This is a genomic window from Ruegeria sp. CJ6 (assembly GCF_056536665.1).
In genome coordinates, this window is sequence record NZ_JBQFQB010000002.1 from 656,868 (window position 1) to 676,529 (window position 19,662).

A 19,662-nucleotide genomic window follows, 5' to 3' on the forward strand; every position below is an offset into this window, starting at 1 on the left:
CGTCAAATATGCGCATATCTCCTAAAGGACTTCTCTGGCTTCGTGGCTCGTTCTTATGGTATTTCATTCAATGCTTATTGAACGAGAACCTAACGATTTCGGTTGAAATCGTCCTCTCATCCCCCTAATCACGACCCTACCTCGGGGTGCGCTAAAGACCGCGCTGAGATGCCAATTGGCAAACCCGTTGAACCTGAACCGGCTAGAACCGGCGGAGGGAAAGGTACAGGTTTCATCCATCCTTACCCTCTCGCCGCATTGGAGGATGATATGAAACATCTGGCAATTGCTGCGGGAATACTGACTGCGACTTCGGCTGTGGCAGCCGATAAGCCCACGTTGACCGTATATACTTACGACAGCTTCGTTTCGGACTGGGGGCCCGGCCCGAAGGTCGAAGAGGCGTTTGAAGCGCAATGCGAATGCGACCTGAACCTTGTCGGCGTCGAAGATGGCGCGGCACTGCTGTCACGCATCCGGCTGGAAGGCGAAAACAGCGACGCCGATATTGTATTGGGTTTGGATACCAACTTGATATCGGCAGCTAAAGAAACCGGCCTGTTTGCACCTCATTCAGTCACTGCCGAGTATGCACTGCCCATCGAGTGGACCGACACAGTTTTTGCCCCCTACGACTGGGGTTACTTTGCATTTGTTCACAATGCAGATTTTGCCGCTCCTAACAGCTTCCGCGAGTTGGCAGATAGTGACATCAAGATCATCATTCAGGATCCGCGTTCATCGACGCCGGGGCTGGGTCTTCTGCTGTGGGTCAAGGCCGCGTATGGCGATGAAGCCCAAGAAATCTGGGCTGACCTTGCCGACAATATCGTGACGGTGACCAAGGGCTGGTCCGAGTCATATGGCTTGTTCCTTGAAGGTGAGGCCGACATGGTTCTAAGCTATACGACCTCGCCAGCCTATCACCTGATTGCCGAGGAAGATGCCAGCAAAGCAGCGGCAGCCTTTGACGAAGGCCATTATATGCAAGTCGAGGTTGCGGCCAAGCTAGCCAATTCCAATCAGCCCGAGCTGGCAGATCAGTTTCTGAACTTCATGGTGTCTGACGCGTTTCAGACGATCATTCCAACGACCAACTGGATGTACCCGGCCGTAACCCCATCTTCCGGTCTGCCCGAAGGTTTTGAAACTCTAACGATCCCTCAGAAGTCCTTGCTGTTTGATCAGGACCAAGCCGCCATCGCGCGGGAACAGGCGCTTTCGGAATGGTTGGGCGCACTCAGCCAGTAAACCCGCTTCCTGGTGTCAGTGCTGCAGCGATCGTTGCCGCGCTGATATTGGGCACACTGTTCATGGTGGCGGTGCGCGCTGATTCTGGCGGTGGGTTTGGTCCAGCCGACTGGGCAGCCTTACGCTTCACCCTGTTGCAAGCAACACTCTCTGCAGTGTTCAGCGCTGGTCTGGCTATTCCGGTCGCCCGCGCGCTGGCCCGCCGCCGATTCACCGGTAGGCGCGTCCTGATCACGCTGTTGGGTGCACCTTTCATCCTGCCGGTCATCGTCGCCATTCTGGGATTGCTTCAGGTCTTTGGCAGGGCAGGATGGATTTCGGACGCGTTGGGCTATTTCGGTCTGCCGCCCATTCGAATCTATGGGCTGCACGGTGTCGTTCTGGCCCACGTATTTTTTAATCTACCTCTGGCAACACGCCTGATCTTGCAGGGTTGGCAGGAGATCCCTGCCGAGCGTTTCCGGCTGGCGGCGCAACTTGGGTGCGAAGGAATGGCAATGTTCCGTTTGATCGAACTGCCAATGCTTCGCCGCATTCTCCCCGGAGTGCTGGCCGTGATCTTCGCCATTTGCCTGACCAGTTTTGCGGTGGCCCTGACGCTGGGTGGAGGGCCGCGCGCCACCACGATTGAACTCGCGATCTATCAGGCCTTTACATATGATTTTGACTTAGGGCGCGCCGCCTTATTATCCGCTTTGCAACTTGTCCTGACTGCAGCGGCTGCGTTGGCAGCCTTGAAGTTCTCGCGCGGCGACGGGTTCGGTACCGGCCTGAATCGTGAGATCCGGCGCTGGGATGGCCGAGGACCACTGCTGGATGCGTTTTGGATTATCATCGCCGCCGCGTTCCTGCTGCTACCTCTGGCATCCGTCACGATTTCGGGTATCGCTGGGCTGTTTGAGATGCCGGTTTTGGTGTTCCGTGCCGCTATAATTTCAATCTGTGTTGCCGCCGCCAGTACCATGCTCCTATTACTGCTGGCACTGCCCATGGCGACAGCCGTCGCGACAGGCCGGTTCGGCATCGTCGAACTTGGCGGACTTCTTGGCCTCGCCGCCTCGCCCTTGGTCATTGGTACGGGTCTCTTTATTCTGATCCGCCCGCTGGCCAATCCGACAACTCTTGCGTTGCCGGTAACCGCGCTTGTGAACGCGGTCATGGCCTTGCCCTTCGCCCTTCGAATTTTGGTTCCCGCAGCGCGTGATGTATTGGAACGGCACGGGCGGTTGGCACTGGCCCTGAACATGAACAACTGGTCCTTTTTCTTGCGTGTCATGCTTCCACGCCTGCGCCCCCAGGTCGGTTTTGCCGCGGGCCTGACGGCGGCACTGTCCATGGGTGATCTGGGTGTGATCGCCCTGTTTGCAGATGCGCAGATCGCAACGCTGCCCCTGCAAATCTACCGCCTGATGGGCGCCTACCAGATGCAGGCCGCAGCAGGAGGCGCGCTGCTGCTGCTTATACTATCGATGGGTGTTTTCTGGGTTCTGGATCGAGGGGGTCGCTGGCATGCTGAAGCTTGACAATTGCATCATCGCAAATGGCGATTTCCAATTAAGCGCTGACTTTGAGGTCAAGGCCGGATCCAGCGTTGCGATCATCGGTCCGTCGGGGGCAGGAAAATCAACACTTCTTGAAACTATCGCCGGTTTTCGAGACCTGAGAAGTGGGCACATCCACTGGAAGGATCATGACCTATCGACATTACCACCAGGCAGTCGACCGATGGCAATGCTGTTTCAGGACGGAAACCTGTTTCCTCACCTGAGCGCCGAACAGAATGTCGCCCTGGGCCTAAGGCCCAATGGAGGTTTGACTGCAGACGACCAACACCACATTCAATCGGCCCTCGGCCGCGTTGGCCTGCAGGGAATGGCGGCCAGAAAGCCCGCTGAATTATCAGGTGGTCAGCAAAGCCGCGTGGCGCTGGCCAGAATCCTCGTGCAAAAGCGTCAGGTGTTATTGCTCGACGAACCTTTCGCCGCCCTTGGCCCTGCCCTGAAAACAGAGATGCTCGATCTGGTCGCTGAATTAGTCGCCGAGACCAAAACCACCCTGCTTATGGTCAGCCACGACCCACGGGATGCGCTTCGGATAACCGACCAAACCGTATTGGTTGCGGATCAAATCGCACATCCACCTGCTGAGACCGAGACACTCTTCAACAATCCTCCGCCAGCGCTGCGCGATTATTTGGGCTGAATGAACTGATCCAGACAAGCGTCCAGCACCTCGTGCACACGCGGACCAATCTCGGGGGCCTCCGAAGCGCGCGGGCCTGCAATGTTCAGAACTGTTACAGGGTTGGCGCTCAGCCAAGCACGTATCTGTTGCGCGCAATCGGCCTTTCCTTTTCTGATATCCACCACCAGATGCGGTTTTTCAGCATCAACTGCAAACTCAACCGTTTTCCGCGTGCCGGGACTGTCTGACCCGTCGATAAAAACAAGCGTGGCGTCACTGGCAAAGACGTTGAGCCTTGTCCGTTCAGCGACATCTTCAGACTTCGTTTCAACAAGCCCGCTGAGATGAGCCGGGATCAGCCCATCCTCATTTGTTCGACCCTTCGGCACCCAGCCGCCATAGGGGATGCCATTTGCACGGGCAAACTCCAATGCGGCAGTGTCTACGCCGGTTTGTCCACCTGATACGATTTTCTGAACACGACGCCCGAATGGGATTCCGTCTTGCTCGTCTCCCTGCGTCAACGCGCAATACCAAATTGAAACGGATCATTCTGCGCAAAGAAGAGCTTACCCTCTGCCATCACATGCGCCTGGCCAGTTAGCTGAGGGACAATGCCCCCGCCATGCCCCGGCTGATAGGACAGCCTGTACGAACTTCCGATGATGCTTTCCTGAACGATTTCTTCTCCAGCGGACAAGCGCCGACTAGCCGCGAGGCAGGCCAGCCGGGCCGAGCTGCCGGTGCCGCAAGGCGAACGGTCATAGTCATCGTCGGGGCACAGAACAAAGTTTCTGCTATGAATACCTGCATTCGGTGAGGTGCCCTGAAAGATCACATGATCAACCGGCTCGCCATTTTCGCCACCAACTTCTTGCGCAATGCAGGCTTCGCGAATTGCGATAGCCATATCGGTCAGCGGGCGAATGTTCTCAGGCGTAACCGGGATCGGGCCTGGCTCGACAATGAAGAACCAATTGCCGCCATAAGCGACATCGCCGGTGACGGGGCCATACCCTGCAGTCTCGACCGTCACGGAATGATGTACGCGGCGGCTTTCAATGTTGGTGACCTGCACGGTGTTGGCGTCCAGCAGATCAATCTTAACCTCACCTACCGGAGTTTCGATTCGGTGCGCGCCAACCTCGATCTGTCCAAGATGCGCCAATGTTACGCCTAACCCGATCGTCCCATGGCCGCACATGCCCAGTACCGCATCCGCGTCAAAGTAGATCACGCCCGCTTTGCAACCAGCAATGACCGGTTCGACAAGGAGCGCCCCGACCATGCCGGGCTGGCCGCGCGGCTCCAGTAGAACAGACTTGTAGAACCGCTCATGTTCCGTTGCCAGTCGCTTGGCGCGTTCAGCCAGTGATCCTGAACCCAGATCAGGCCCCCCGTCCAGAATGACCCGTGTGGGCATTCCACCGGTATGGCTGTCAATCACATGCATTCCGCAATGACCCCACCCTGACGAACCCAATCGGTAAACCACGACTTAAACAAATTGTACTGTTGCTCGCAGTAATTTCGCTGGGCGTCAGATAACACGTCGGTTTCATTGAAATGCAGGCGGTATTCTTCTTCGCCGTTCAGCACCAGCAGATGCTTGTAGTAAAGAACAAGATCCGTGCCTTCGTCAAAACTTGCCAGAACGCCAAATGCCTCGTCCAGTTCGCGCGCACGCAACCGTGCTTCGGCATGTCCCTCTGCTGCCTTTTTCGAAAGCGCCGCAAGCAACAATGCCTCTTTGGGCAGCGCCGTTCCTATCCCGGTGATCGATCCGGTGGCGCCGCAATTCACAAACCCATGGTAGACTTCAGTATCGACGCCTACCATCAAAGTGACCTGATCGTCCTGCGATGTGATATGTTCTGCGGCATAGCGCAGGTCGCTCTTGCCCCCGAACTCCTTAAAGCCAACCAAATTCGGATGCTCGGCCCGCAGTGCAAAAAACAAATCCGCACGGGTGGCAAACCCATAGACAGGGCTGTTGTAGATGATCGCAGGCACGTCCGCTGCCGCAGAAAGAATAGCCTTGAAGTGGTTCTTTTGCGCGGCAACCGATGAGCCTCGTGACAGAACCCGAGGGATAACCATCAACCCTGCCGCGCCGACCTTCTGTGCATGTGCTGCGTGCGCCACAGCGGAATTCGAGTTGATGGCACCCGTCCCCACGACAACCGGCAAGCCAGCGTCGACCAGTCGTTCCACGCCCTCCATCCGTTGGGCATCCGTCAGAAGCGGCCAATCCCCCATCGAGCCACAATAGACGACAGCGGACATGCCGGCCGCGATCATCTCTTTGCCCTTTTTGACCAGCGCGTCAAAGTCAGGTGTCCTGTCGGCCTTACACGGCGTCATAAGGGCAGGCATAGTTCCAGTGAAAATAGTCCGGTCCATGAGATATCCGTTTGCTCAGGTTGGTATTGGTATTCTGCGCGAAAGCGCCGTGGCCTAACGTGTCATTCCAGCGAAACCCACAGGACCCTGGCGTCTTCCTTACTCGTAGAAATACAGCCATGCCCCATACCGCTATCGTAGTACAGAGAATCTCCGGGTTTCATCGGTAAGGGGCGGTAATGCTCGGATACGAATATCAACTCGCCACTGATAACGTACATGAATTCTTCGCCTGTGTGCCTGATCCAGTTCTCATATTCTGATATGTCACGCGCTTTTATCGTCGCGATATAAGGAAGCATTCGCTTACTGGTCAGGTCCGAGCACAGCAATTCGTGCATGTAGGTCGGCGTATTTCTTATCTCGCCTTGCCCTTTCGGCGTAAAATCACGTCGCCCCGAAATTCCCGATTGAGCGGACTGCAAGAACAGCTGTGGCGTGTTCATGTCCAAGGCCTGTGTCAGCCGCCGCACGATCTCGAAACTTGGACGTGTCTGGTTGTTTTCGATCTTTGAAAGTGTTGATCGACCGATTCCCGCTTCGCGCCCGGCCTCCTCCAATGTCCAGCCTTTTGCGCGGCGTGCATCCCGGATCGACCGACCCAAAGCCGCCCCCTCGTCCTGTTCTTCCGGTCCGGCACCATCTTTCAGGTTGTCCTCAGACATGGGAATCTCCTTATTTTATCAAAGCTTACTCATTTCCCCCGAGCCAAACAACTTTACTGTGATGAAATTTTTGTTGCCTTGCGTGCACTAATTCCACTATAGGAAACAAAATTTCGTACACTGGAAACGAGATTACAGGAGGAGATCATGTTCACAAAACCGCTCACCGAGGCTGATCCCGTCATCGCAGCATCGATCGCACGCGAGGGCATACGCCAGGCTGAACAAATCGAACTGATCGCTTCCGAGAACATCGTCTCTCAGGCAGTGATCGATGCGCAGGGTTCCGTACTTACAAACAAATACGCCGAGGGCTATCCGGGTCGCCGCTATTATGGCGGGTGTGAATATGTGGATGAGGTTGAGGCCGAAGCCATTGACCGATTGAAGAAGCTGTTTGGCTGCGAATATGCAAACGTGCAGCCGCACTCGGGCGCGCAAGCCAACGGGGCGGTTAAGCTGGCACTACTCAGCCCGGGTGACACGATTCTTGGTATGTCGTTGGATGCTGGGGGTCACCTGACCCATGGCGCAAAACCTGCCCAGTCCGGCAAGTGGTTCCGTCCGGTTCAATATGGCCTGACCCAGGCCGGGCTGATTGACTATGATCAGGTTGAAGAATTGGCGAAAGCCGAAAAGCCCAAACTGATCATTGCAGGCGCATCGGCCTATTCGCAAAAGATCGATTTCGCACGCTTCCGCGCCATTGCCGACGAAGTTGGCGCATGGCTTCTGGCAGACATGGCCCACATCGCCGGCTTGGTTGCGACCGGCCTGCATCCCTCGCCCATCGGGCACGCACACATTGTTACGTCGACTACGCACAAGACGCTACGCGGTCCGCGCGGTGGGATTATTCTTACAAACGATGAAGCGCTGACAAAAAAGATCAACTCGGCTGTTTTCCCGGGTCTGCAGGGCGGCCCCCTGATGCATGTGATCGCAGGCAAGGCAGTCGCATTTGGTGAAGCGCTGCAGCCTGAATTCAAAGAATATATGCAGCGCGTTGTCGACAGTGCCTCGGCACTGGCCAACGTGATGATGGCGCGCGGGTGCGACATCGTTTCGGGCGGCACTGAAAACCACCTTATGCTGGTTGATCTGCGCCCAGTCGGCGTAACCGGCAAAGACGCCGAAGCCGCGCTAGAGCGTGCAGGATTCACCTGCAACAAAAACAGCGTTCCGGGTGATCCCGAAAAGCCCACTGTCACCAGCGGCATCCGTCTTGGTACGGCCGCAGGCTGCAGCCGTGGGTTTGGACCAGAAGAGTTCAAACAGATTGGCCACATGATCGGTGATGTGTTGGACGCGCTGGCACAATCGTTTGACGGTGACGAGACCGTCGAAAAGGAAACCCGTGAAAAGGTCCGCGCGCTCTGCGCAAGCCACCCGATCTACTGAAAGAAGACCAAATGACTTACGATCTTATTGTCATCGGGGGCGGTCCGGGCGGCTATGTCGCCGCGATCCGCGCGGCACAACTGGGCCTGAAAGTTGCCTGCGTCGAAGGACGTGGCGCACTTGGCGGGACCTGTTTGAATGTGGGGTGCATACCCTCCAAAGCGTTGCTGACCTCCTCGGCCAAATATGCCGAACTTGCACATCTCTCCTCCCACGGTATTGCGGTCGAGGGGGCCAGCATCGATGTGCCCGCAATGATGGGACGCAAGGACAAGATCGTAGGCGACCTGACCAAGGGCATTACGTTTTTGTTCAAAAAAAACGGCGTAGATCTGATCGAAGGGTGGGCCAGAATTCCGGCCGCTGGTCAGGTCAAGGTGGGTGACGAAGTCCATGAGGCCAAGAACATCCTCATTGCCTCTGGTTCCGAACCTACCCCGTTGCCAGGGATTGAGATTGACGAGCAAGATATCCTCAGTTCGACGGGCGCGATTGCGCTGGAGAGTGTGCCCGAGCATCTGGTGGTGATCGGTGCCGGTGTCATCGGGCTGGAACTTGGGCAAGTTTGGGCGCGTCTCGGAGCCAAAGTTACGGTCGTCGAATATCTGGACCGCGTGCTGCCCGGCATGGATGGTGAAATTGCCAAACTGGCGCAACGCGCGCTGTCAAAACGTGGCCTGAAATTCCAGCTGGGCCGGGCACTGAAATCCGTCGACAAAACGGATACCGGCCTGACACTAACTGTGGACCGCGTCGGCAAGGACAAAGAAGAGGTGATCGAGGCCGACAAGGTGTTGATCGCCGTGGGTCGCCGCCCAGTCACACGTGGCATTGGCTTGGAAGAGCTGGGCGTGGCCGTGAACCAACGCGGTTTCATTGAAGTTGATGGCGCATTTCAGACATCTGTCCCGGGCATCTACGCCATAGGTGATTGCGTTCCCGGACCTATGCTGGCGCACAAGGCCGAAGAAGATGGTGTCGCCTGTGTAGAAATGCTGGCAGGCGAAGCTGGTCACGTCGATTACAACACTGTTCCCGGCGTGGTGTACACCGACCCCGAAGTCGCCTCGGTTGGTTTGACCGAAGAAGCACTGAAAGAATCCGGTGCCGAGTATTCGGTCGGCAAATTCGCCTTCATGGCGAACTCGCGCGCGCGTTCGACCGGTGAAACAGACGGTGCAGTGAAGGTTCTGGCAGACCCGAACGGCCAGATCCTGGGTGCGCATATTTGCGGAGCCCATGGCGGCGATCTGATCGCTGAACTGGTTCTGGCGATGACAAAGGGCGCAACGGTGTCCGAAGTCGCTGCAACCTGCCATGCGCACCCGGCCATGGGCGAGGCCGTCAAAGAAGCCTGCCTCGACGCCCTGGGCCGCGCGATCCACGCATAAGGGAGACCAGCCAGATGACCATCCAGCTTCGTCCTCGCCACCCGGAAAAAGCCAAAAAGGCCGACAGTGTCATCCCGCGCAAGCCCAAGTGGATTCGCAAGAAAAAGGGCGACAGCGCTGAATACTATGAAACACGACGCCTCATGCGCGAGTATGATCTGGCGACGGTCTGCGAAGAAGCCGCCTGCCCAAATATCGGCGAATGCTGGTCCAAGCGCCACGCCACCATGATGATCATGGGTGAGGTTTGCACGCGGGGTTGTTCGTTCTGCAATGTCTCAACGGGTCGCCCGGATGCTCTGGATGTGTTTGAACCTGGCCGTGTTGCGGCAGCGGTCAAGAAGCTAGACCTGCGCCATGTGGTCATCACATCGGTCGACCGTGATGATCTGGCAGATGGCGGGGCCGAGCATATCGCTCAGACCATCCGTGCCGTGCGCCATCAGAACCCCGGTACGACTGTCGAGGTTCTGACACCCGATTTTCTTGGAAAAGGCACTGCCTCAGAGGTCGTATTTGAAGCGGCGCCGGACGTTTTCAACCACAATCTGGAAACTGTGCCGCACCTTTATCCAACTGTGCGACCTGGTGCACGCTATTACACCTCGCTGCGTCTGCTGGATGATGCCAAACGCGCGAACCCGGAGCTTTTTACCAAATCTGGCCTGATGGTCGGGCTTGGCGAAAGTCTGGACGATGTCCGTCAGGTCATGGACGACCTGCGCGCGGCCAATGTCGATTTCCTAACCGTCGGCCAATATCTGCAACCGACCCCTAAACACCATCCGATTGACCGGTTCTGGACACCGGAAGAATTTGCCCAACTGGAACAGATCGCGCGTTCCAAGGGCTTTTTGCACGTGTCGGCAACGCCGCTGACCCGATCATCGTTCCACGCGGACGAAGACTTTGCCGCCCTCAAGCAGGCCCGCCAGCGGGCTTTGGCGAACAGGGCATAAACCTAACGCAAATGGGAGGGAAACCATGGAAGCGTTAAATTCAATCGTAGGGGCCATCAATGGCGTCGTGTGGGGGCCGCTGATGCTGGTTCTCATTCTCGGCGTTGGCTTCTTCCTGCAGGTCGGCCTGAAGTTCATGCCGATCCTGCGCATTGGCACGGGCTTCAGCCTGCTGTTCAAAGGCCGCGAAGGTCAGGGCGAGGGCCAGATCAGCCCGTTCAACGCGCTGATGACCTCGCTATCTGCGACTATCGGTACGGGCAACATCGCTGGTGTGGCCACTGCTGTCTTCCTGGGCGGTCCGGGTGCCTTGTTCTGGATGTGGATGACCGCCCTGGTGGGCATGGCCACCAAATATGCCGAAGCTGTCTGCGCGGTGAAATACCGCGAAAAAGACGAGCTTGGTAACTATGTCGGCGGCCCGATGTACTACATCAAAAATGGCCTCGGCGCGAAATGGGCCTGGCTGGGTGTTGCATTTGCCCTGTTCGGCGCAATCGCGGCGTTCGGCATCGGCAACGGTGTACAGGCCAATGGTGTTGCACAGGTTCTGGAGTCGAACTTCGGCCTGAACACTTCGGTTACCGGCGTTGTCCTGATGGTTCTGACCGCGGCCGTGATCCTGGGCGGCATCACCCGCATCGGTGCGGTTGCAGGTAAACTGGTTCCGTTCATGGCGATTGCCTACATCGTCGCAGGCCTGCTGGTTCTACTGATCAACATCGGTAACATCGGCTCCGCTCTGTCGCTTGTTTTCACCTACGCCTTCACCCCGTCGGCCGCCGAAGGTGGTTTCGCGGGTGCTGCCGTTTGGGCCGCGATCCGCTTTGGTGTGGCACGTGGTGTCTTCTCGAACGAAGCCGGTCTGGGTTCCGCTCCGATCGCACACGCCGCAGCCGAGACCAAAGGTCCGGTCAACCAGGGCCTGATCGCGATGTTGGGTACGTTCATCGACACGATCATCGTCTGCACCATCACCGGTCTTGCTATCATCTCGTCGGGTGCCTGGACATCGGGTGAATCCGGTGCAGCATTAACCAGTCACGCGTTCGAACTGTCGCTGCCGGGTATCGGTGGGTATCTGATCGCCATCGCTCTGTCGATCTTTGCCTTTACCACCATTCTGGGCTGGTCCTTCTATGGCGAGAAATGTGTTGAGTTCCTGCTGGGCGTGAAATCCCTGATGCCCTACCGCGTCCTGTGGATCGTCATGATCTATTTTGGCGCAACAGCGGATCTGGGCTTCATCTGGCTGCTGGCCGATACGCTGAACGCGATGATGGCCATTCCGAACCTGATCGCCCTGGCGCTGCTGAGCCCGATCGTCTTCAAACTGACGAAAGAGTTCTTTGCCTCAGGTGGCAAGTCCGAAGAGCCAGGCGGCACACCCGCCGAATAATCTCGGATGAAAATACGGGGGGCCATCCCGGCCCCCCGGCTTCAAACAGAATTCCATTTCTCGAGGAGAGACGTGATGGCCACGAAAATCCTGCTGCCGATTGATCACACCGACGACCGTTCGTGGAAGAACGCCCTGCCGCTCGCACAAGAACAAGCAAAGTTCTACAGTGCCGAATTGCACGCGATTGCCGTCATTCCTGAGATCATCCAGTTGCCGAACCTGCCCGCCAACTATGGCGCAGGCGCAAAAGACCACGTGCGCAATGCGGTGCAGGCCATACTGGATCACAACGGTGCATCTGATGTGGCGATCCATATCGAAGAAGGCAGCGTCTATCGTGAGATACTGAAGCTCGCCTACAAAGAGGGTTTTGATCTGATCGTCATGGCTTCGACCAAAGGCGATTTTCCGAACTATGAGATTGGCCCGAACCTGGCCCGTGTCGTGCGCAACGCGCATTGCACCGTCACGGTTGTTCGCGACCAGTCCCGCTGATTGAAAGGTTAAGTTGATGACCGAATTAAAACGCACGCCTCTTTACGCTTTGCATGTTGAGTTGGGAGGTAAGTTGGTTGATTTTGCGGGTTGGGAGATGCCTGTTCAGTATCCTTTGGGGATCATGGGAGAGCATAAGCAGTGTCGTGAGAAGGCGGCGGTGTTTGATGTGTCTCATATGGGTCAGGTGATTTTGCGGGGCGAGAATGTGGGTGAGAAGCTGGAAGCGCTTTGCCCGCAGGCCTATGCGACGCTGAAGGACGGCAAGGCGCGGTACGGGTTCTTTACGAACGCAGAAGGCGGGATCATGGATGACCTGATCGTGTCGAATGCGGGCGATCATTACTTTGTGGTGGTGAACGCGGCGCTGCGGCATCAGGACATTCCGCATATGCGTGAGCACCTTGAAGGCGTTGAAGTGATCGAGATTTTCGACCGCGCGCTGGTGGCGGTTCAGGGCCCTGCGGCGGAAAACGTTGTGGGCGAACTGTGCCCCGCCGCGCGTGATCTAAAGTTCATGGAAACCACGGTTGCCGATATCAACGGTGTTGAGTGCCGTATCTCGCGGCTGGGCTATACCGGCGAGGATGGCTACGAGATCTCGATCCCCGAGGACAAGGCGATCGAGATCACCAAGGCGTTTCTGGCGCATGAGGATTGCGAGCCGGCCGGTCTGGGCGCGCGCGACAGCCTGCGGCTGGAGGCAGGTCTGTGCCTTTATGGCAATGACATCGACCAGAGCACCTCACCGATTGAGGCCTCGCTGGCTTGGGCGATCCAGAAACGCCGCAAGGAAGAGGGCGGCTTTCCGGGGGCGGACCGCGTGCAGAAGGAACTGGCCGAAGGTCCCGCGCGCAAGCTGGTGGGCATCAAGCCCGAAGGCCGTGCGCCAGCGCGTCAGGGCGTTGAGATCCAGTGCCTTGAGGGCAACAGCATCGGTCAGATCACCTCGGGCGTGTTTGGCCCCACGGTGGGTGGACCGGTGGCGATGGGCTATGTGAGCAAAGGCCATGGCGAGCCGGGCGAGAAGGTGAACCTGATCATCCGGGGCAAGCCGCAACCGGCTGAGATCGTGGCGCTGCCCTTCGTCAAACAGAATTACAAGCGTTGAAGTCAGGAGAGAGAGACATGGCAACCTATTATTCCGAAGAGCATGAATGGCTGAGCGTTGACGGCGACACCGCCACGCTGGGCATCACCAAACACGCCGCCGAGCAATTGGGTGACGTGGTGTTCGTGGAACAGCAGGAAGCAGGCGACGAGTTCGAAAAAGGCGGCGAGATCGGCGTGATTGAATCCGTCAAGGCGGCGTCCGAGCTTTACGCACCGGTCGACGGCGAGATCACCGAGGTGAACGAGGCACTGGCCGACAATCCCGGCGCGCTGAACGAAGACCCCGAAGGCGAGGCCTGGATCTACAAGATCAAGATCGCGGACGCCTCGCAGCTCGAAGACCTGATGGACGAGGCCGGCTACAAGGCCTTCATCGGTTAACTCAGGCGGCGGGTCCGTGCGCGGACCCGCCCCTTCATCTGTTTCCAAATACTTCCGCCGGAGGCTCCTGCCGTCTCCGCCGGGCCTGACCTATCCTTGAGGAGCGCACACATGGCCTTCAAACTGACCGATTACGAAGCCTATGACTTCGCCAACCGCCGCCATATCGGGCCCAGCCCGACCGAGATGCGCGACATGCTCAAGGTGATCGGCTTCAAGACGCTGGACGAGCTGATCGACGCCACCGTCCCGCCCGCGATCCGGCAGAAAGAGCCGCTGGACTGGGGTCCGGCGATGACCGAGCGCGATGCGCTCTTTCACATGAAAGAGGTGGCGAGCAAGAACAAGGTTCTGACCTCGCTGATCGGTCAGGGCTATTATGGCACCACCACGCCGGCGCCGATCCTGCGCAACATTCTGGAAAACCCGGCCTGGTACACGGCCTACACGCCCTACCAGCCCGAGATCAGCCAGGGCCGACTTGAGGCGCTCTTGAACTTCCAGACCATGGTCAGCGACCTGACCGGGCTGGACGTGGCCAACGCGTCCTTGCTGGACGAAGCGACTGCTGCGGCGGAAGCCATGGCGATGGCCAAGCGCGGCGGCCGGTCCAAGGCCAACAATGCAGCCTTCTTTGTCGACAAGAACTGCCACCCGCAGACCATCGCGGTGATTAAAACGCGCGCCGAGCCTCTGGGCATCGAGGTGCAGGTGGCTGATCCGGACACGCTGGATGCGGGCGCGGTCTTTGGCGCCATCTTCCAGTACCCCGGCACCCATGGCCATGTGCGCGACTTCACCGCCGAGATTGCGGCCCTGCATGAACACAAGGCGATTGCCATCGTCGCCGCCGATATCCTGTCGCTGGCGCTGCTGAAGTCGCCCGGTGAGATGGGCGCGGATATCGCCATCGGCTCGACCCAGCGCTTTGGTGTGCCGATGGGCTATGGTGGCCCGCACGCCGCGTATATGGCGACCACCGACAAGCTGAAGCGCTCGATGCCGGGCCGGATCATCGGTGTCAGCATCGACAGCCGGGGCAACAAGGCTTACCGCCTGGCGCTGCAGACCCGCGAACAGCACATCCGGCGTGAGAAAGCCAACTCGAATGTCTGCACCGCGCAGGCGCTGCTGGCGGTGATTGCCTCGATGTATGCCGTGTATCACGGCCCCGACGGCATCAAGGCCATCGCGCAATCGGTGCACCGCAAGACCTCGCGTTTGGCCGCCGGTCTGGAAGAGGCAGGCTTTGCTGTGGAGCCGGAAGTGTTCTTCGACACGATCACGGTTGAGGTTGGCCATCTGCAGAAAACGGTCATGGAGGCCGCTGTGGCCCGGGGCGTCAACCTGCGTAAGGTCGGCGACACGAAAGTGGGCATCAGCCTGGACGAACAGACCCGGCCCGAGACCATCGAGGCGGTCTGGGGGGCCTTCGGCATCGACCGCAAGGATGACAGCTCGAACGTGGCCTATCGCCTGCCGGATTACGCGCTGCGCGAAAGCGAGTACCTGACCCACCCGATCTTCCACAAGAACCGGGCCGAGGCCGAGATCACGCGCTACATGCGCCGTCTGGCCGACCGCGACCTGGCGCTGGACCGGGCGATGATCCCGCTGGGCTCGTGCACCATGAAGCTGAACGCCACGATCGAGATGATCCCGGTCACCTGGCCCGAGTTCGGCAACCTGCACCCGTTCTGCCCCGAAGATCAGGCGCAGGGCTATCATGAGATGATCGATGATCTGAACGACAAGTTGTGCCAGATCACCGGCTATGACGCGATCAGCCAGCAGCCCAACTCGGGCGCGCAGGGTGAGTACGCAGGCCTCTTGACCATCCGCAACTATCACTTCGCCCGGGGCGAAGGGCAGCGCAATGTCTGCCTGATCCCGACCTCGGCGCATGGGACCAACCCGGCCTCGGCCCAGATGGTGGGCTGGCAGGTTGTGCCTGTGCAGGCGGATGAGAAGGGCAACATTGATCTGAATGATTTCCGCGCCAAGGCCGAAAAGCACTCGGACCATCTGGCCGCCTGCATGATCACCTACCCCTCGACCCATGGCGTGTTTGAGACCACCGTGCAGGAGGTCTGCCAGATCACCCATGATCATGGCGGTCAGGTTTATATCGACGGCGCCAACATGAACGCCATGGTGGGTCTGTCGCGTCCCGGAGACATCGGCGGTGACGTCAGCCACCTGAACCTGCACAAGACCTTCTGCATCCCCCATGGCGGCGGCGGCCCCGGCATGGGTCCGATCGGCGTCAAAGCGCATCTGACCGAGCATCTGCCCGGCCACCCGGAATACGGCACTGCCGTGGGTCCGGTCTCGGCGGCGCCCTTTGGGTCGCCCTCGATCTTGCCGGTTAGCTGGGCCTATGTGCTGCTGATGGGCGGCGCGGGTCTGACGCAGGCCACGAAAGTGGCGATCCTGAACGCCAACTACATCGCGGCGCGGCTCAAGGATGCCTACCCGATCCTCTACACCTCGGAAACGGGTCGCGTGGCGCATGAATGCATCCTCGACACCCGCCCGCTGGACGAAGCGGCCCATGTCAGCGTCGATGACATCGCCAAACGTCTGGTGGACAGCGGCTTCCACGCGCCCACCATGTCCTGGCCGGTGGCCGGCACCCTGATGGTCGAGCCTACGGAATCGGAACCCATGGACGAGCTGGACCGCTTCTGCGACGCCATGCTGTCCATCCGCTCCGAGGCACAGGACATCATCGACGGCAAGATCGACGCGGAAAACAACCCGCTGAAAAACGCTCCCCACACGGTGCGCGATCTGGTCGGCGACTGGGACCGTCCCTACACCCGTGAACAGGCCTGCTTCCCCCCAGGCTCCATGGGCGTCGACAAATACTGGTCCCCCGTCAACCGCGTCGACAACGCATACGGAGACCGAAACCTAATCTGCACATGCCCGCCAATGACCGAATACATGGACGCAGCTGAATAAACCTCAATCAATAAACCCCCGCCAACTGGCGGGGGTTTTCGCCCATCGGAAACCTGTGTTCCGATCTGAGCCCATTTCCAGTGTCGTTTTCCGCTGATGAAGCGTCTTTTATGCTTGCTGCAGGTGCAAACGACCCATACCTCTGTGCGTGGGACACCCCTCCCCAACGAGGGGCGTGTATCTGGAAGGGTAATACACATGACTATCGAACAACCGGCGACGCGGCCGGCCAACCCGCGTTTTTCCTCGGGCCCCTGTGCCAAACCCCCCACATTTGATCTGACCAAACTGGCGGATGCCGCCTTGGGCCGCTCGCATCGGGCTGCTGTCGGCAAGGACAAGCTGAAGGCGGCGATTGAAGGCACGCGAGAGATTCTAGGCATTCCAGCGGATTATCGCATCGGCATTGTACCAGCCTCGGACACCGGTGCGGTTGAGATGGCGCTTTGGTCTTTGCTGGGTAAGCGCAAAGTTGAAATGCTGGCCTGGGAAAGCTTTGGCGCGGGTTGGGTGACTGATGTGATCAAGCAACTGAAAATCGACGCTGAAGTGAAAACCGCCGAGTACGGGCAAATCGTTGATCTCGCGTCCGTCGATTTCGCCAACGATGTGGTGTTCACATGGAACGGAACGACTTCGGGTGTGCGGGTCCCAGATGGCGACTGGATTGCTGATGATCGTCAAGGTCTGACGATCTGTGACGCGACATCCGCTGCGTTCGCGATGGACTTGCCATGGGACAAGTTGGATGTGACAACGTTCAGCTGGCAGAAGGTTCTAGGCGGAGAGGCGGCTCATGGGATACTGATCCTGTCTCCGCGCGCGGTCGAGCGCTTGGAGAGTTACACCCCGTCATGGCCATTGCCGAAGATCTTCCGCCTGACCAAAGGTGGCAAGCTGATTGATGGGATATTCACCGGCGCGACGATCAACACACCCTCAATGCTCGCGGTTGAGGATTACCTTTTCGCGTTGGACTGGGCGCGTTCAGTCGGAGGCTTGCAGGGGCTGATTGCTCGTGCGAATGCCAATGCTGGCGCGGTTCATGCGTTCTGCGACCAAAATGACTGGATCGCCAATCTGGCCGAAGACTCGACAACTCAATCAAATACGTCGGTCTGTCTGAAGTTCACCGATACGCGCATTCAAGATGGTGCCGTTTTTGCCAAAGCCGTCGCCAAACGGCTTGAGGCCGAAAACATTGCGCTTGATATCGGTGCCTATCGCGACGCCCCTGCGGGTCTGCGCATCTGGTGCGGCGGCACGGTTGAGACATCAGATATCGAGGCGATGCTGCCCTGGCTTGTATGGGCTTTTGAAGCCGAGATTGCAGCGCAAACCGAAGCTGCCTGACCTTTTCTACTGGGCCGCATCCGGCCCGGACCTTCCACAATGTTCAAGGACCAAAAATATGGCTCCCAAAGTACTCGTCTCTGACAAGCTGAGCGAAACCGCCGTTCAAATCTTCCGCGACCGTGGCATCGACGTGGATTTCATGCCCGATCTGGGAAAGGACAAAGACAAGCTGGCCGAGGTGATCGGTCAGTATGACGGCCTCGCCATCCGTTCTGCCACCAAAGTCACGCCAACCATTCTGGAGAAGGCAGACAAGTTAAAAGTCATTGGTCGTGCCGGGATCGGCACCGACAATATCGACAAGGATGCGGCCTCAAAAAAAGGCGTGATCGTGATGAACACACCGTTCGGCAACATGATCACCACCGCCGAGCATGCCATCGCGATGATGTTTGCCGTGGCGCGGCAGATCCCCGAAGCCAGCACCTCGACCCATGCGGGTAAGTGGGAAAAGTCCAAGTTCATGGGGATTGAGCTGACCAACAAGACCCTGGGCGTGATCGGCGCGGGCAACATTGGTGGCATCGTATGCGAGCGTGCTTTGGGTCTGAAGATGAAGGTCGTCGCCTATGATCCCTACCTTGGCGAAGAGAAAGCCGCGCAGATGGGTGTGGAAAAGGTCGAATTGGATGAGCTGCTGTCGCGGGCGGATTTCATCACTCTGCACGTGCCGCTGACCGATCAGACGCGCAATATCCTGAGCCGTGAGAACCTGGCCAAGACCAAGAAAGGCGTGCGCATTGTCAACTGCGCCCGTGGCGGTCTGGTCGACGAGGACGCGCTGGCCGAGGCGTTGCAATCGGGTCATGTCGCCGGTGCGGCCTTTGACGTGTTCAGTGAGGAACCGGCCAAGGAGAACGCCCTGTTCAACCTACCCAATGTGGTTTGCACACCGCACTTGGGTGCGGCCACGACTGAGGCGCAGGAGAACGTGGCGCTGCAAGTGGCCGAGCAGATCTCGAATTACCTGCTGACCGGAGCGGTCGAGAACGCACTGAACATGCCCAGTGTGACGGCAGAGGAGGCCAAGGTCATGGGGCCGTGGATCAAGCTGGCCGGGCATCTGGGCAGCTTCATTGGTCAGATGACGGATGAGCCGATCAAGGCAATCAACATCCTCTATGACGGTGTCGCTGCGAACATGAATCTGGCTGCGTTGAATTGTTCGGTCGTTGCCGGAATCATGAAGAAATTCAATCCCGAGGTGAACATGGTCTCGGCCCCGGTTGTCGCGAGAGAGCGTGGCATCCAGATCTCGACGACCAATCAGGACAAATCCGGTGCGTTCGAAGGCTATATCAAGGTCACTGTGGTGACTGAAAAGCGTGAACGCTCAATCGGTGGCACGGTGTTCAGTGACGGCAAGCCGCGGTTTATTCAGATCAAGGGCATCAATATCGATGCCGAGATCGGGGCGCATATGCTCTATACGACTAACGAAGACGTGCCGGGCATCATTGGTGCTTTAGGACAGACCATGGGCGAGAACGATGTGAACATCGCGAACTTTACTCTTGGACGATCCGAAGCTGGCGGTGAGGCGATTGCGTTGCTTTATGTTGATGAACCGGTACCAGCCGAGGCGCGCGCCAAACTCGCCGAGACAGGTCTGTTTACTCAGATCAAACCGTTGGAGTTTGACGTGGCCTGAAGGTCGCTGTTGAACTTCTGTGACAGATTGATGCCCGCGCTTG

17 protein-coding genes and 1 riboswitch are annotated in these 19,662 nt (G+C 58.2%); of the genes, 13 read left to right on the plus strand and 4 right to left on the minus strand.

Annotation, left to right across the window (positions count from 1 at the left end; translation table 11 throughout):
- Nucleotides 1-132: 132 nt before the first annotated feature.
- Nucleotides 133-238: riboswitch (TPP riboswitch) on the plus strand.
- Between the two features lie 32 nt (nucleotides 239-270).
- From thiB to ACR0BT_RS08620, 3 genes are read left to right on the plus strand one after another with little or no spacing between them, the layout of a single operon-like run.
- A complete protein-coding gene (gene thiB, locus ACR0BT_RS08610) occupies nucleotides 271-1,251 on the plus strand; it encodes a thiamine ABC transporter substrate binding subunit (RefSeq protein ID WP_170393759.1) in 981 nt (326 codons plus the stop codon).
- The gene (locus ACR0BT_RS08615; RefSeq protein WP_170635730.1) at nucleotides 1,227-2,774 is read left to right on the plus strand and encodes a thiamine/thiamine pyrophosphate ABC transporter permease ThiP; all 1,548 of its coding nucleotides are present in this window, start codon (nucleotides 1,227-1,229) and stop codon (nucleotides 2,772-2,774) included. The genes thiB and ACR0BT_RS08615 overlap by 25 nt, the downstream gene beginning before the upstream one ends.
- Entirely contained in the window at nucleotides 2,761-3,453 is a 693-nt protein-coding gene (locus ACR0BT_RS08620; protein ID WP_170393755.1) for a thiamine ABC transporter ATP-binding protein, read from the plus strand. Before ACR0BT_RS08615 ends, ACR0BT_RS08620 begins: the two co-directional genes overlap by 14 nt.
- Here ACR0BT_RS08620 and ACR0BT_RS08625 read toward each other — a convergent pair.
- The 4 genes from ACR0BT_RS08625 to ACR0BT_RS08640 form a co-directional block, all read right to left on the minus strand.
- On the minus strand, nucleotides 3,441-3,959 hold the full coding sequence (locus ACR0BT_RS08625; protein ID WP_170422505.1) for a putative molybdenum carrier protein: 519 nt from the start codon (nucleotides 3,957-3,959) through the stop codon (nucleotides 3,441-3,443). The two genes, ACR0BT_RS08620 and ACR0BT_RS08625, sit on opposite strands and share 13 nt — an antisense overlap.
- On the minus strand, nucleotides 3,956-4,888 hold the full coding sequence (locus tag ACR0BT_RS08630; protein ID WP_480762942.1) for a 4-hydroxyproline epimerase: 933 nt from the start codon (nucleotides 4,886-4,888) through the stop codon (nucleotides 3,956-3,958). Before ACR0BT_RS08630 ends, ACR0BT_RS08625 begins: the two co-directional genes overlap by 4 nt.
- Nucleotides 4,879-5,838, minus strand: coding sequence for a dihydrodipicolinate synthase family protein (locus ACR0BT_RS08635; RefSeq protein WP_480762943.1), 960 nt, complete (start codon nucleotides 5,836-5,838; stop codon nucleotides 4,879-4,881). Before ACR0BT_RS08635 ends, ACR0BT_RS08630 begins: the two co-directional genes overlap by 10 nt.
- Before the next feature lie 62 nt (nucleotides 5,839-5,900).
- Nucleotides 5,901-6,503, minus strand: coding sequence for a helix-turn-helix domain-containing protein (locus ACR0BT_RS08640; protein ID WP_170393747.1), 603 nt, complete (start codon nucleotides 6,501-6,503; stop codon nucleotides 5,901-5,903).
- A gap of 147 nt (nucleotides 6,504-6,650) precedes the next feature.
- Here ACR0BT_RS08640 and glyA point away from each other — a divergent pair, with 147 nt between their 5' ends.
- The 10 genes from glyA to serA all read left to right on the plus strand — a co-directional run bounded on the left by glyA (nucleotide 6,651) and on the right by serA (nucleotide 19,619).
- Nucleotides 6,651-7,904, plus strand: a complete 1,254-nt coding sequence (gene glyA, locus ACR0BT_RS08645) for a serine hydroxymethyltransferase (protein ID WP_480762944.1) — start codon at nucleotides 6,651-6,653, stop codon at nucleotides 7,902-7,904.
- Between the two features lie 11 nt (nucleotides 7,905-7,915).
- The gene (gene lpdA, locus ACR0BT_RS08650) at nucleotides 7,916-9,295 is read left to right on the plus strand and encodes a dihydrolipoyl dehydrogenase (protein ID WP_480762945.1); all 1,380 of its coding nucleotides are present in this window, start codon (nucleotides 7,916-7,918) and stop codon (nucleotides 9,293-9,295) included.
- Between the two features lie 14 nt (nucleotides 9,296-9,309).
- Entirely contained in the window at nucleotides 9,310-10,254 is a 945-nt protein-coding gene (gene lipA, locus ACR0BT_RS08655; protein ID WP_480762946.1) for a lipoyl synthase, read from the plus strand.
- 25 nt (nucleotides 10,255-10,279) lie between these two features.
- On the plus strand, nucleotides 10,280-11,653 hold the full coding sequence (locus ACR0BT_RS08660; RefSeq protein ID WP_170393738.1) for an alanine/glycine:cation symporter family protein: 1,374 nt from the start codon (nucleotides 10,280-10,282) through the stop codon (nucleotides 11,651-11,653).
- Nucleotides 11,654-11,728: 75 nt separating this feature from the next.
- Complete coding sequence (locus tag ACR0BT_RS08665) at nucleotides 11,729-12,151, plus strand: universal stress protein (RefSeq protein ID WP_170776276.1); 423 nt, start codon at nucleotides 11,729-11,731, stop codon at nucleotides 12,149-12,151.
- A 16-nt stretch (nucleotides 12,152-12,167) separates the two neighbouring features.
- Nucleotides 12,168-13,262 (plus strand): glycine cleavage system aminomethyltransferase GcvT, encoded by a 1,095-nt coding sequence (gene gcvT / locus ACR0BT_RS08670; RefSeq protein ID WP_480762947.1) that lies wholly within the window; start codon nucleotides 12,168-12,170, stop codon nucleotides 13,260-13,262.
- Between the two features lie 17 nt (nucleotides 13,263-13,279).
- Nucleotides 13,280-13,645: a glycine cleavage system protein GcvH gene (gene gcvH / locus ACR0BT_RS08675; RefSeq protein WP_170393732.1), complete on the plus strand. Its 366-nt coding sequence runs from the start codon at nucleotides 13,280-13,282 to the stop codon at nucleotides 13,643-13,645.
- A 111-nt stretch (nucleotides 13,646-13,756) separates the two neighbouring features.
- Nucleotides 13,757-16,612 carry an aminomethyl-transferring glycine dehydrogenase gene (gene gcvP / locus ACR0BT_RS08680; protein ID WP_170393730.1) on the plus strand — a complete coding sequence of 952 codons (2,856 nt, stop codon included), beginning with the start codon at nucleotides 13,757-13,759 and terminating at the stop codon, nucleotides 16,610-16,612.
- A gap of 198 nt (nucleotides 16,613-16,810) precedes the next feature.
- On the plus strand, nucleotides 16,811-17,965 hold the full coding sequence (locus ACR0BT_RS08685) for a phosphoserine transaminase (protein WP_480762948.1): 1,155 nt from the start codon (nucleotides 16,811-16,813) through the stop codon (nucleotides 17,963-17,965).
- 58 nt (nucleotides 17,966-18,023) lie between these two features.
- Nucleotides 18,024-19,619 (plus strand): phosphoglycerate dehydrogenase, encoded by a 1,596-nt coding sequence (serA, locus tag ACR0BT_RS08690; RefSeq protein WP_480762949.1) that lies wholly within the window; start codon nucleotides 18,024-18,026, stop codon nucleotides 19,617-19,619.
- Nucleotides 19,620-19,662: the final 43 nt, after the last annotated feature.

What these genes read in the sequence shown, in the direction of transcription:
- thiB (WP_170393759.1), top strand. Translation starts at nt 271, where the DNA reads ATGAAACATCTGGCAATTGCTGCGGGAATACTGACTGCGACTTCGGCT.
- ACR0BT_RS08615 (WP_170635730.1), top strand. Translation starts at nt 1,227, where the DNA reads ATGGTTGGGCGCACTCAGCCAGTAAACCCGCTTCCTGGTGTCAGTGCT.
- ACR0BT_RS08620 (WP_170393755.1), top strand. Translation starts at nt 2,761, where the DNA reads ATGCTGAAGCTTGACAATTGCATCATCGCAAATGGCGATTTCCAATTA.
- ACR0BT_RS08630 (WP_480762942.1), bottom strand. Translation starts at nt 4,888, where the DNA reads ATGCATGTGATTGACAGCCATACCGGTGGAATGCCCACACGGGTCATT.
- ACR0BT_RS08635 (WP_480762943.1), bottom strand. Translation starts at nt 5,838, where the DNA reads ATGGACCGGACTATTTTCACTGGAACTATGCCTGCCCTTATGACGCCG.
- ACR0BT_RS08640 (WP_170393747.1), bottom strand. Translation starts at nt 6,503, where the DNA reads ATGTCTGAGGACAACCTGAAAGATGGTGCCGGACCGGAAGAACAGGAC.
- glyA (WP_480762944.1), top strand. Translation starts at nt 6,651, where the DNA reads ATGTTCACAAAACCGCTCACCGAGGCTGATCCCGTCATCGCAGCATCG.
- lpdA (WP_480762945.1), top strand. Translation starts at nt 7,916, where the DNA reads ATGACTTACGATCTTATTGTCATCGGGGGCGGTCCGGGCGGCTATGTC.
- lipA (WP_480762946.1), top strand. Translation starts at nt 9,310, where the DNA reads ATGACCATCCAGCTTCGTCCTCGCCACCCGGAAAAAGCCAAAAAGGCC.
- ACR0BT_RS08660 (WP_170393738.1), top strand. Translation starts at nt 10,280, where the DNA reads ATGGAAGCGTTAAATTCAATCGTAGGGGCCATCAATGGCGTCGTGTGG.
- ACR0BT_RS08665 (WP_170776276.1), top strand. Translation starts at nt 11,729, where the DNA reads ATGGCCACGAAAATCCTGCTGCCGATTGATCACACCGACGACCGTTCG.
- gcvT (WP_480762947.1), top strand. Translation starts at nt 12,168, where the DNA reads ATGACCGAATTAAAACGCACGCCTCTTTACGCTTTGCATGTTGAGTTG.
- gcvH (WP_170393732.1), top strand. Translation starts at nt 13,280, where the DNA reads ATGGCAACCTATTATTCCGAAGAGCATGAATGGCTGAGCGTTGACGGC.
- gcvP (WP_170393730.1), top strand. Translation starts at nt 13,757, where the DNA reads ATGGCCTTCAAACTGACCGATTACGAAGCCTATGACTTCGCCAACCGC.
- ACR0BT_RS08685 (WP_480762948.1), top strand. Translation starts at nt 16,811, where the DNA reads ATGACTATCGAACAACCGGCGACGCGGCCGGCCAACCCGCGTTTTTCC.
- serA (WP_480762949.1), top strand. Translation starts at nt 18,024, where the DNA reads ATGGCTCCCAAAGTACTCGTCTCTGACAAGCTGAGCGAAACCGCCGTT.